The sequence below is a fragment of the Pseudomonas sp. Sample_23 genome, from assembly GCF_004307595.1.
GTDB classification, from domain to species: domain Bacteria; phylum Pseudomonadota; class Gammaproteobacteria; order Pseudomonadales; family Pseudomonadaceae; genus Aquipseudomonas; species Aquipseudomonas atacamensis.
On the sequence record NZ_RCNX01000059.1, the window covers coordinates 110,145 to 122,367 of the forward strand.

At 57.4% G+C, this 12,223-nt stretch carries 12 protein-coding genes; 4 read left to right on the plus strand and 8 right to left on the minus strand.

Features of this window, described 5'->3' with window-relative positions:
• Positions 1-84: 84 nt before the first annotated feature.
• From D8U82_RS16155 to D8U82_RS16170, 4 genes are all read right to left on the minus strand, one after another.
• On the minus strand, positions 85-1,503 hold the full coding sequence (locus D8U82_RS16155; RefSeq protein WP_093101802.1) for a TolC family protein: 1,419 nt from the start codon (positions 1,501-1,503) through the stop codon (positions 85-87).
• Positions 1,503-4,694, minus strand: coding sequence for an efflux RND transporter permease subunit (locus tag D8U82_RS16160; protein WP_093101803.1), 3,192 nt, complete (start codon positions 4,692-4,694; stop codon positions 1,503-1,505). The genes D8U82_RS16155 and D8U82_RS16160 overlap by 1 nt, the downstream gene beginning before the upstream one ends.
• Before the next feature lie 11 nt (positions 4,695-4,705).
• A complete protein-coding gene (mexE, locus tag D8U82_RS16165) occupies positions 4,706-5,950 on the minus strand; it encodes a multidrug efflux RND transporter periplasmic adaptor subunit MexE (RefSeq protein WP_093101804.1) in 1,245 nt (414 codons plus the stop codon).
• A 140-nt stretch (positions 5,951-6,090) separates the two neighbouring features.
• Positions 6,091-6,369 carry a LysR family transcriptional regulator gene (locus tag D8U82_RS16170; protein WP_093101805.1) on the minus strand — a complete coding sequence of 93 codons (279 nt, stop codon included), beginning with the start codon at positions 6,367-6,369 and terminating at the stop codon, positions 6,091-6,093.
• Positions 6,370-6,542: 173 nt separating this feature from the next.
• On the opposite strand from D8U82_RS16170, the gene D8U82_RS16175 reads away from it, so the two are divergent.
• The gene (locus D8U82_RS16175; protein ID WP_093101806.1) at positions 6,543-7,145 is read left to right on the plus strand and encodes a helix-turn-helix domain-containing protein; all 603 of its coding nucleotides are present in this window, start codon (positions 6,543-6,545) and stop codon (positions 7,143-7,145) included.
• A 79-nt stretch (positions 7,146-7,224) separates the two neighbouring features.
• Here the strand turns inward: D8U82_RS16175 and D8U82_RS16180 are convergent, their stop codons facing one another.
• On the minus strand, positions 7,225-7,773 hold the full coding sequence (locus tag D8U82_RS16180; protein WP_093101807.1) for a nuclear transport factor 2 family protein: 549 nt from the start codon (positions 7,771-7,773) through the stop codon (positions 7,225-7,227).
• Positions 7,774-7,837: 64 nt separating this feature from the next.
• Positions 7,838-8,263 (minus strand): MarR family winged helix-turn-helix transcriptional regulator, encoded by a 426-nt coding sequence (locus D8U82_RS16185; RefSeq protein WP_231990160.1) that lies wholly within the window; start codon positions 8,261-8,263, stop codon positions 7,838-7,840.
• 166 nt (positions 8,264-8,429) lie between these two features.
• On the opposite strand from D8U82_RS16185, the gene D8U82_RS16190 reads away from it, so the two are divergent.
• Complete coding sequence (locus tag D8U82_RS16190; protein WP_093101809.1) at positions 8,430-9,059, plus strand: glutathione S-transferase family protein; 630 nt, start codon at positions 8,430-8,432, stop codon at positions 9,057-9,059.
• Positions 9,060-9,327: 268 nt separating this feature from the next.
• Positions 9,328-10,209, plus strand: coding sequence for an NAD(P)H-binding protein (locus tag D8U82_RS16195; protein ID WP_093106737.1), 882 nt, complete (start codon positions 9,328-9,330; stop codon positions 10,207-10,209).
• Between the two features lie 478 nt (positions 10,210-10,687).
• Here D8U82_RS16195 and D8U82_RS28490 read toward each other — a convergent pair whose 3' ends face one another.
• Complete coding sequence (locus D8U82_RS28490; protein ID WP_231990161.1) at positions 10,688-10,846, minus strand: hypothetical protein; 159 nt, start codon at positions 10,844-10,846, stop codon at positions 10,688-10,690.
• Between the two features lie 235 nt (positions 10,847-11,081).
• Here D8U82_RS28490 and D8U82_RS16205 point away from each other — a divergent pair, with 235 nt between their 5' ends.
• Entirely contained in the window at positions 11,082-11,276 is a 195-nt protein-coding gene (locus D8U82_RS16205) for a KTSC domain-containing protein (protein ID WP_277751195.1), read from the plus strand.
• A 138-nt stretch (positions 11,277-11,414) separates the two neighbouring features.
• Here the strand turns inward: D8U82_RS16205 and D8U82_RS16210 are convergent, their stop codons facing one another.
• Positions 11,415-11,747 carry a phage holin family protein gene (locus D8U82_RS16210; protein ID WP_130902521.1) on the minus strand — a complete coding sequence of 111 codons (333 nt, stop codon included), beginning with the start codon at positions 11,745-11,747 and terminating at the stop codon, positions 11,415-11,417.
• Positions 11,748-12,223 lie beyond the last annotated feature (476 nt).

Below are 12,223 nucleotides of genomic sequence, written 5' to 3' on the forward strand. Positions count from 1 at the left end.
GATCAGGCGAGGTAAACGCTGCACCTTCTCTAAATCGCTTCTGATATTGTGCCAAAGATTCCGCCAGGGGTTTCGATCGGTATATCAATAAACGCTCGCGACCCTGCCGTCACCGCTGTCCCAACCACCACCCAACGCTTTATAGATCGCGACGATGCCACGGTACTGATCGGTTTCACCCAGTGCCTGAGCATCTTCGGCGTTGAGCCGCTCGCGCTGCGCATCCAGCAGCACCAGATAATCCACGGTTCCTTCCTTGTACTGGATGGCCGCAAGGTCGGCAGCGGCGCGGCTCGATTCGCTTTGTTTGATCAACGACAACAAGCGTTGTTGGCGTTTGCCATAGTCGCTGAAGGCGTTTTCAGACTCTTCCAGCGCCAGCAGCACTTGCTGTTCATAGGTCGCCAGCGCGCCTTCGGCATTGGCGTCGGCACCGCGAATGCGCGCCCGCACGCTGCCCAGATCAAATGCTGCCCAGGTGATGTTCGGTCCCAGACTCCAGGCCCTGGCGGCACTGGAACCAATCTGCGAACCACGGCCGGCGGTGAAACCAAGGAAACCGCTCAGGCTCACGCGCGGGAACAAGTCGGCGGTGGCCACACCGATATCCGCAGTGGAGGAAGCCAGCCTGCGCTCGGCGGCAAGCACATCCGGGCGCCGACGCAGCAGCTCTGCGGGATCACCAATTGTCAGCACTTTGGCGATGGCTGGCAACTCGGCGGGGTTCAACGACACGCTCAACGTATTCGGACGCTCACCCAGCAGCGTGGCGATGCGGTTTTTCTGCCGCACCTGCTCCGCTTGAAGTTGCGGCACCGTAGCCTCGACCGCAGCCAGACGTGCATCGGCGCGCACTACGTCGAGTTCATTACCCGCACCCGCATCGCGCAGGCTGACCGTCACGCTGCGCGAATCCTGCTGGTTCTTCAGGTTGGCCAGGGCGATCTTTTCCCGCAGTTGTGCGCCGCGCAATTGGCCATAGGCGTCCACCAACTCGGCAATCATCGTCACGCGCAGTTGATACAAGTCTGCGGCGGCAGCATCTTCCTGAGCGTCGCTGGATTCCAGTTGGCGCTGGATGCGACCGAACAGATCGACTTCCCAGGCCATGTCGAGGCCAAGATCATAGCGTTCCTGATTGACGCGGCTTTCGGTCTGACCGGGCACTTGGCCCTTTCCTTGTTGGCTGCTGACGCGGCTGGTAACCACCGGCAAATTGTCGTTGCTGACGTCGTCCCGAATCGCTCGGGCCGCTTTCCAGCGGGCGAACGCCACGCGCAGATCGCGGTTACCTTCCAGGGATTTGCTCACCAACTGGTTGAGCGTGGGGTCATCGAATTGCTGCCACCACACCGTTTCAAACCGCGATTGATCGTAGTGCCCGCCCTGGATCGACACGATAGTGGCCGGCGCGGTGTCAGGCGTCTTGTAGTCGGGACCGACCGTACACGCGGCGAGCGCAACGACGAGAAGGCTGGGAAAAAAAAGCTTCAAGGTGTTCATCAGTGTGCCTCCGGATGCAATGCGGTTGTTGGGTGAACCTTGGCGACCTTGCGTGCGTTTTTGCGCTCAATGGAGCGACGAATCAGCACGAAGAACACCGGCGTCAGCAGCAAGCCGAAGAAAGTTACGCCGAGCATCCCGGAGAACACCGCAACCCCCATCGCCCGGCGCATTTCGGAGCCGGCACCAGTGGACGTCACCAGCGGAATCACACCCATGATGAAGGCGAACGAGGTCATCAGGATCGGCCGCAACCGCATGCGGCAAGCCTCCAGCACCGCATCCAGCGGCGACATGCCCTGCTCCTGTTTGTCCTTGGCGAACTCGACGATCAGGATCGCGTTCTTGCAGGCCAGACCAACCAGCACGATCAGGCCGATCTGGGTAAAGATGTTGTTGTCGCCCTTGGAAATGATCACCCCGGCAATCGCCGACAGCAGGGTCATCGGCACGATCAGGATCACCGCCAATGGCAGGCTCCAGCTTTCATACAGCGCCGCCAGCACCAGGAACGCCAACAACACGCAGAGCGGGAACACCAGCAACGCGGTGTTGCCGGACAGGATCTGTTGGTAGGTCAGGTCGGTCCATTCGTAGGTCATGCCATTCGGCAATTCTTCTTTCAGCAGTTTTTCAATCGCCGCCTGGGCCTGGCCGGAGCTGTAGCCTGGCGCAGCGCTGCCGTTGATTTCGGCGGTGACGAAACCGTTGTAGTGCGAGACGCGGTCAGGCCCCGAACTAGGGCTGATCTTGACGAAGGTGGCCAACGGGATCATCTCGCCGCGGTCGTTGCGCACCTTCAATTGGCCGATCTGTTCCGGCTCCTGGCGGAACTGTTGTTCGGCCTGTACGTTGACCTGGTAGGTCCGCCCGAAACGGTTGAAGTCGTTGGCATACAGCGAGCCCAGGTACACCTGCAACGTGTCGAAAATGTGGTTGATCGCCACGCCGTGGGTCTTGGCTTTTTCGCGGTCAATGGCGGCTTCGATCTGCGGCACGTTGATCGTGTAACTGGTGAACAGGTTGGCCAGCTCCGGAACGCTGCGGCTCTTGTTGATGATGTTCATGGTTTCTTTGTACAGCTCGTCGTAACCCAGGTTGCCCCGGTCCTCGATCTGCAAACGGAACCCGCCGATGGTGCCCAAGCCTTGCACTGGCGGCGGCGGAAACACCGCGATGTAGGCGTCCTGGATGCTGCCGAACTTGGCGTTCAGCGAAGCGGAAATCGCCCCGGCTGACAGGCTCGGATCCTTGCGCTCATCGAACGGCCGCAAACCGATGAAGGCGATGCCGGCATTCGGACTGTTTGTGAAGCCGTTGATCGAAAGGCCCGGGAAGGCCACGGCGCTGTCGAAGCCCGGTTCGTTCATGGCGATGGTGCTCATGCGCCGGATCACGTTTTCGGTGCGATCCAGGCTCGCGGCGTCCGGCAATTGGGCGAAAGTCACTAGGTACTTCTTGTCCTGGGTCGGCACAAAACCGGTCGGCGTGGTGCTGAAGCCCATGTAGGTCAAGGCGATCAGACCTGCGTATATCAGCAACGCCACGCTGCTGCCGCGAATGATCTTGGCCACGGCAATCACATAGCCATGGCTGGCCTTATCGAAGAAGCGGTTGAAAGGTTTGAACAGCCAGCCACCAAGCAGGCGATCCAACACTTTGGAGAAACGGTCCTTCGGTGCGCCGTGTGCCTTGAGCAACACGGCGGCCAGGGCCGGTGACAAGGTCAAGGAGTTGAACGCAGAGATCACCGTAGAGATCGCAATCGTCAACGCAAACTGCTTGTAGAACTGCCCGGTCAAGCCGGAAATAAAGGCTGCGGGTACGAACACCGCACACAACACCAGCGCCGTGGCAATGATCGGACCGGTCACCTCGCCCATGGCTTTTTTGGTCGCCTCGACCGGTTCCAGCCCCGACTCGATGTTCCGTTCGACGTTCTCCACCACCACGATCGCATCGTCCACCACGATCCCGATCGCCAGCACGAGGCCGAACAGCGACAGCGCATTCAACGAGAAGCCGAACAGGTGCATCACGGCAAACGTACCGATCAGCGACACCGGCACCGCGACCAGCGGAATGATCGAGGCGCGCCAGGTTTGCAGGAACAGGATCACCACCAGTACCACGAGAATCAATGCTTCGAACAGGGTGTGAACCACTGCCTCGATCGAACTGCGCACGAAGATCGTCGGGTCATAGACAATTTCGTAGTCCATGCCTTCCGGGAAACTCTTCTTCAGTTCCGCCATCTTCGCCCGCACCTGGTTGGAGATGTCGATCGCATTCGAGCCCGGACGCTGGAAGATCGGCATCGCCACCGCTTCCTCGTTGTTGAGCAAGGCGCGCAAGGCGTATTGGTTGGAGCCCAACTCGACCCGGGCGATGTCTTTCAGACGCGTGATCTCGCCATCCGGACCGCTGCGGATAATGACGTTCTCGAACTCTTCTTCACTGACCAAACGCCCCTGGGAGTTGATCGACATCTGGAAGCTCGTGGCATTCGGTGCCGGCGGCGAACCCAGTTGTCCTGCAGCGACCTGACGGTTCTGCTCGCGCACCGCGTTAACTACGTCGGTTGCGGTCAGATTGCGCGAAGCGGTCTTGTTCGGATCGAGCCAGATACGCAGCGAGTAATCACCGATACCGAACATCTTCACATCGCCGATACCGTCGAGGCGCGACAGCTCATCCTTGACGTTGAGGATCGCGTAGTTCGACAGGTAGAGCATGTCGTAGCGCTTGTCCGGTGCCACCAGATGCACCAGCAAGGTCAGCTCGGGAGAAGCCTTGTCGACGGTAATACCTATGCGCGTCACTTCCTCTGGCAGCTTGGGTTCGGTGCGGGTCACACGGTTCTGCACTTGGACCTGGGCGTTGTCCAGATCGGTGCCCAAAGCGAATGTCACGGTCAGGGTCAGTCGGCCGTCAGCGGTGGATTGCGAGGACATGTACAACATGTTCTCGACGCCGGTGATCGCCTGCTCCAACGGCGCGGCCACGGTTTCACCGATGACTTTCGGGTTGGCGCCGGGGTAGTTGGCGTGGACCACCACGGTCGGTGGCACCACTTCCGGGTATTCGCTGATCGGTAACTGGAACAGCGAGATGGCTCCGGCGATCAGGATCAGCAGCGATAGCACTGCGGCGAAAATCGGCCGCGTGATAAAGAACTGGGAGAACTTCATGTCAGTGCTCCTTATCCGCGAGGTGCAGCGGCAGATTCAGCATTCACCAGCGCAGGCGATTTAGCTGAAGCCGGTTGATTGGCGGCTTCGATTGCCTGACGCTGGCGAGCCAGTGTGGTGACCGTTTCCGGGCTCGCCATCGGCGCGTCCTGCGGATCGATCAAAGCACCTGGGCGGACGCGCTGCAGGCCGTTGATGACGATGCGATCTTCTTTCTGCAAGCCGCTGCGCACGATGCGCAGGCCTTCCAGTTTCGGCCCCAGATCAACGCTGCGATAAACCGCTTTGTTGTCCTGGCCGACCACTAGCACGAATTTCTTGCCGAGGTCGGTGCCGACCGCTTCGTCTTTGATCAACAGACCGGGATACGCAGCGCTACCCACCAGTTTCAAGCGCGCATACAGACCAGGGGTGTATTGACCGCCAGCGTTATCAAAAACCGCACGGCCTCGGATGGTGCCGGTTTTCGGGTTTACCTGGTTGTCGACAAAATTCATCTGCCCAAGGTGCGTGTTGCCCTCCTCGTTCGAAAGCCCCATGTAGACCGGCGTGGTCTGGCCGCGCTGGCCCTGGCGGGAAAGCAGGCTGTACTTGAGGAACATGCGTTCGTCAGCATCGAAGTATGCGTAGACCTTGTCGGTGGAGACCACGCTGGTCAGCGCGGTCGTGTCGGCGGTGACAATGTTGCCGGCGGTGATTTCCGCGCGGCTGACACGACCGGTGATCGGCGCCGTGACGCGGGTAAAGCTGAGATTCAAACGCGCCAGATCCAGCTGCGCCTGGATCGCATCGACACCGGCCCGGGCTTCCTGCGCCGTGGTTGTGCGAGTGTCGGCGAGTTCGGCAGAGATCGCGTTGCTGCTTAACAGACGCTGTCCGCGCTGCGCCTCGTTGCTAGTGCGGATCAGCGTGGCGCGTGCCTGTTGCAACTGCGCCTCGATGCGATGCACTTCATGCTCGAACGGACGCGGATCAATCTGGAACAGCAAATCGCCCTTCTTCACCAGCACACCATCGGTAAAAGCCACGCGTTCGATCTGGCCCGTCACCCGTGGGCGAACCTCTACGGTTTCTGGTGCTTCCAGGCGAGCAGTGACTTCATCCCACTCGGTGATGGGTTGCTCAAGCACTTTCGCGACGGTAACGTGCGGCGCCCCGGGAACCTGAGCGGCATCGGGTGTGCGTTCACACGCAGCAAGCGCTACCAGCGCCAACGCGGCAAGGGGATAACGCAAAGGTTTGAGTGACTGTTCCATGGGTTGTGTCCGCCAGACGGTTTGGGAATTTGCGGATTCTCGGCCTCGCACGAGGTCACGACGAATCGAAGGGAGTGAAGTTGGCTATCACTAATAATGATAGCCATCATATTTAATGACAAAAAAAGGGATCAGCCCGGTTAAACCCTGGTGTCGGCGATCGCAGTACACACGCAATCCAACGCCGGCCCGAGCGTCTGTGCAGCACGCAATGCACGAGAGGTGGGCACCATTCGACGACCGATGCGCTCGAACAGAGGGTCGTTGAACAGCCTGCGCAAACGCACCAGCGCTGCGCTGACCGCTGGCTGACCAAGAGATAATTTTTCAGCGGCGCGGGTGAGGTTGCGCTCCTGAATAAGAGCTTCGAACACCACCAGCAGATTCAGATCGACACAGCGCAGATCATTACGTTTCATGGGGCCGGTCCACCGGAAAATTATTTGACTTGAGCTAAAGCCATGGGATCCGCGAGACTTCTACAGATGCCTAGACAGCCATTGCAGCAACTTTATATGACGAATATCATGAAAGCCAGCCCAGCAACATCGTTATGTCCAGGCGATGCCAACCTGGCCACAGGAGCAATTTCATGAAAGTGACGAAAGACCAGGCCGCAGCCAACAAAGAAGCCATCCTTACTGCAGCGTCACGGCTGTATCGGGAAAAAGGCATCGACGGAATTGGTATCGGCGAGCTCTCGCGCTCAGTTGGACTGACCCATGGCGGATTCTACGGACAGTTTCCGGGCGGCAAGGAACAGCTCGCGTCAGAAGCGGTCAGCCGGACATTTGAATCAAATATTCAGGATTGGCAGAATGCCAAATCTATTCCTGAGCTCGTCAAGACGTACCTGACACAAGCGCATCTGGATAACTGGACCGAGGGTTGTCCGATTCCTGCATTAGGTGCGGATGTCGCGCGTACCGGTGGCACGGTCAGCAGCTCCTTCACCAGAGGCGTCGAGCATTTGATCGATACCCTGATGGCGTTGGTCGAAGGCGCAAATCATGAAGAAAAGTACCAAGAGTCACTACGCATCCTTTCATCGATCACCGGGGCGATGCTCATTGCCAGAGCGCTGGATAGCCCTGAACTGTCTGAGCAGTTTCTACAATCGGTCATTAATGCCTGGCCTGTCACTCCCACAAAAAAAGAGCGGGCTGCTAAGCGCCGCTCAAAGGATGAAGACTGACTTACTGTTAGCAAGGGCTTCGCTATTCCGAATATGTGTGGAACGCCCCCCTTTCATTTCTACTCGACGATGGCAGGTCTTACGCTTGCTTTAATTGGGGCATGTACTTGGCAAGTTGAGCAGCATCAGTAATCGGTGGGTTAAGCCTCATGTTGATGGCTGAACCACCTATGAACCGCTCGAAGACTTTCCAGCCGTGTTCAGTTCGACGCAAGCGATCCATCATTGGCGAGTAGAGCCAGATGGCAGGCAAATCATCGGGGCTATCGATGGCTTGGCCATCTCCCAGTATCGCGGCCGACTCTGGCGTCGCGTAGCGCACCAGCAGATTCTGATAGCGCACCACGACGCCGTCTTCATCCGCATCGACAATGTGGTTGGTGGCGTGTCGGCTGACGCCAGGAATCAGATACGGATAGTCCTTCTTGAAGAACTGGCGAATCTCATCGTGGCCACGAATGGTGCCATGGAAGTGGTACGCGACGGCGTCCGGTAGAAAAGCATCGACCATTGCCTCCACATCCCAAGTCTCGAACCACCAATTGAGCCTGTTCACGAAGTCGATCGCACTGATTCGCTCCGCTGGATTGACAGCGCTCTGGGACGGAACTCTTGGAAAAGCTTTCATGAGTACTTCCTCATTTCTGGGTAAGAATCATATGTGCAGTTACACACCAAACACGCAAAAAAATTTATTCGCCACCGGCCTGCTGAAGAAGCGAGTTACGAATCAGAACTGCTGCGACCCCGCCGATTTGATCCTCACGCTCACGCTGCGCGGCTTTCCAATAGGGCTCGGCCTCCGCCAACTTCGCTCGTCCTTGCGCAGACAGCGTGAGCCTGATGGCAGAACGCGGCCCTTCGGCATGGCTAGCGACATAACCTTCGTTCTGCAGTGGCTTCAGTGCCCGAACCAACGTAGTTCGCTCCATGACCATTACCTCAGCCAATTCGGCGATCAGAATCCCGGGGTGCTCATTGATCAACGCAAGAGTAGAAAACTGCGAGGCAGTGAGACCCGCAGCAGACAGATGCCGATCGTAGAGGCGGGTCAGCAGACGCGCATGGCGTCTGGCGGCGAGGCAATGACAAAGGTCGGCGCCATGGGGGCTTTTCATGACGACCATCATATGTGTAAATACACACCAGTCAAGTACAAATTGAGGCACTGAGGCTGTGCTCGGCGCCGACGAAATTCTGAGAGGTCAGCAAAATTGCTGAAACCGTAATACGTAGTCCTTCGTGGATGCATTCGCGTAACCAATTTTACGAGGTTAGAATTTTATGTCTGAGATACGGGAGCTTTATGGCGCATCAACGGGGAACAGTGTGCGAGCTGCAATCGCCTTGACTGAGGCGGGCATAGAATTTACCCCGAGGTGCCTTGACCTTCTCTCTGGCGATCAGCGTGCCCCAGAATATCTGGCGCTTAACCCGTTAGGTAAGGCTCCGACATTTGTAAATCACAGCGTCTCACCTCCCCTTGTAATCAATCAGTCAAATGGCATTATTCAGTATGCTGACGAACACGCCCCTGGTCGGCTGTCGCCCAGAGGGCCGAGTGCTCAACGGTACCGGGTCTACGACCGGTTTTATTTCTTCGTCACGGATGTTATCGCGCCAAGCCACGCTGCTTTTTTTCTGCGCCAGATAGGGCAGCAAGATGCATCTGCACCATTAAGCCGACGAGCGTTGGAACATCTGATGACGGCAGAGGCATTTCTCGAGGGCGGGTACATAGCGGGCGATGCCTTTTCAATGGCCGATATTTCTGCGTTTACTTTTGCAAGATCGGTGCGCGACCAAATTCATTGGGAGAAGTTGCCCCGCATGGCACGCTGGCTGGCGTTGATAGAGGCCCGACCTGCAGTGAAGCTGGGCATGCAGGCATTTGAATCCAAGCCGTCATCGTGAAAATGATCCATCAACCCGCCGACTTTGTATTCGGACCCTCGTTAGGCGTGCGGTGTACTCATTCCGGTGGTTGCCAGCCCTCTCGTCAGATTGCTGACGTCCCTCCAGTCCCCGCCTACACTGCCTACCCCCTCTAAAACTTACGTTCTGAATTCCCTAGAGCTAAAGAACTCGTTGACAAAGATGATAGCTATCATATAACCATATTGCAGCCATCATGCGAACCATGGCCATTATGCAGTCGAAAACCAAAAGAGAGAGAAGATCGATGACAAGCCCCACCATACTCGTTACCGGCGCCAGTGGTTTTACCGGCCGGAGAACCGTTGAAATACTGCGCCAGAAAAAACACGCGGTACGTGCGCTCGTCCGCACGAACGATGATCGAGCGGCCAAACTGCGCCAATTGGGCGCCGAAGTTGTGGTCGCGGACCTGCTGGACTTGAACGCTGTTCGAGCAGCGCTTGAAGGCATCAAGCGAGCTTATTTCGTTTACCCAATCGCACCTGGCTTGATTGAAGCGACTGCCTACTTCGCTCTCGCTGCTAAAGAAGCCGGGGTAGAGTCAGTTGTAAACATGTCTCAAATTTCCGCACGTCGCGTTGCCAAAAGTCACGCGGCCCTTAATCACTACACCGCAGAACGAGTGTTTGACTGGTCGGGGCTGGACATGACGCACTTGCGACCGACGTACTTTGCACAGTGGTTGATATACCCGCATTGGCGTAAACATATCGTTGAACACGGCGAGATTCGCCTCCCCTTTGGCTCAGGTCGTCATGCCCCGATTGCAGCAGAGGATCAGGCGCGGCTCATCGCTGCCATATTGCAAAACCCGCAGCCTCACAAAGGCAAGACGTATCCGCTTCACGGTCCGGTCGAAATGAACCAGCATGCCGTGGCTGACGAAGTCGGTAAAGTATTGGATCGGGAGATCAAGTACGTCGCGATAACACTGGATCAGTACCGCAAGGAAATGCAAAGCGATGGCCTACAGCCTTTCCTCATTCAGCATCTGCTGGAAGTTGCCAAGGACTACCAGCACGGCGTGTTCGAGGGCGAGGATTTCATCATTGGTGAAGTCACCGGACAGCCACCGATGACTGTTCAAGCGTTTGTAAACTTGCACAAGGAGCTATTTAACAGATAAGCCTGGTCGCTTGGCGGCAAATAGCCAGTGTTTGGTCGGTTGTTGTTCGTCGCGCAACGGGTTGCAATCGGCTGAGGCTGCGCAATAAGGGGTTCAATGCGACAGGCGACCAGACCGAATTTCGAATCGCGCGTCACGCTCAAATCCATATTTTCAGATACATATCAGATGCAAACTACGCGCGTGCCTTGCAATTTAGACGAACAGCTTTCTTCACTCGCAGCAGTCAATTGCATCTCCACTTCCCAAGGATTCGATAAGACGGCGCGTTGCCGCGCCGGCCGGAGCGACAGGCTCATTAGTGAATGATTGAGCGATGTGCTTTTTCAATGCGGCCTTCTGCACAAAGACTGGAGTCTCCCCTTGCGCAGGATCAGCGGGCGGCGGCGCAGCCATGTTAGTCGGCTCGTATTGAGCTGCGACGTGGCTGCAACATCGCCCTGAAGCCGATCCTGTTGTGGCGAGCAGCGACGGCAGCCTAGTTCGGCTCGGTGGTGTCGCGGATCAACGCTTCGGTGGCCAGCACGTCGACCTGCTTGCCGTTGGGGGACAGGACCAGTCGACGGCTCTCCTTGAGCCAGGTGATGTAACTCGATGACCCGCCGATGGCACGGCGAAGTCGCTCTTGGACAGGCACGTGGCTGCGGTCATAAGCCCTCCTTTTCAGCGGTTTTCAATGAGTCCTTTCAGATTTCAATGATTGAAATTTCAGTAAGCTGGCGGGACTCCCTCTAACACAATCCCGCGGGTTTCCGACCCCGTGTCCTTTGAAAGTCCCCAGGGTCCCCGGCACTTTTGTGCGGAGGGCTGCAAATCCATGACTCTCTACTAGTATTTGCAGACGCTTTTTCAAATGGAGAGATGGCATGGAAATGATTGCCGTGCGTTCCGATGCAATCACCGCCGTTGGCTACGATCCAAGCACGAAACGGATGAGGATCTGTTTTCAACAAGGCCACACTTACGACTTCTGCAACGTCCCCCTAGACGTATATAACGGGTTGATAGCGGCTGTATCCAAGGGTTCGTATTACAACCAGCACATACGTGATCGTTATCAGTGCTGAGTGATGTCTTGCACTTGGAAAGACGGACATCCCTGCGAAGGTTTCAGCTAGAGAGATTCCGCGAGTTCGATAACCCGTGTAGGGGGCGGCCTTCAGGGAGGACCCGTAAAAATCGGCGCCCTCCCGGGCCTGCCCGGCTCATGCCTTCGGCTCGGCCTCGCTCAGGTCCAGCCGCTTGGCCACCCAGCGCTCGTACAAGCCGATGGCGACATCCGCGCCGGCCATCGCGGTCAGGCAACGCAGGGCGCCTGCTGTCCAGATCGACAGGCCCGCGCCGAACAGCAACATCATCGCTGACACGCCGCACACGATGCAGGCACCGGACCGAAGTGCGAGGCGGCGCAACAATGCCCAGCCTCTCGCCCCGTCCTTGTCGGCGCGCCACATCTCGCCGGACACACCGCCAACCAATGACAGGGCAATCACCAACCAGATCGGCATCTCTGCCAGTGCCTGTTGCTCGTTCGTCATTGCCCTGCCCCTTAAACAAAAAGACCCGGCGCAATGGCCGGGTCAGGTGGTGGGTGGCCTGCCGCGCTTTGCGGTCGCACCCATCGAAGATGGCCCCTTTTTACAGGTCGATTCTGGTGGCAGCAAGACCGTTTTAATGCCATCCGGTGAATGTGTGGGTGACGCCCGCTGAACGGCTGGCGAATGTCGGTGAATATCTATCCCGGCTGTCTTTTGCTTTTCTGGCGTCCCATGCGTCCCACCTCTCTAAAACAAGGTGGGACGTCTGAAAGCCCCGCAGATTGGGGCTTTGCCCCACCGTCCTACTTCTAACTCTCCTTTCTCGTGTATAGAGAGAATATTTAAAAACACGCGTGCGCGTGAACACGCGCATTGATGCCCGCTACGCATACACGGGCGGGAGGCATGAAAAAGGTGGGACGGTGGGACAGCCCAACAACGACGGGGCCTGCGCCCGTCCCACCACCGCAAAAAGC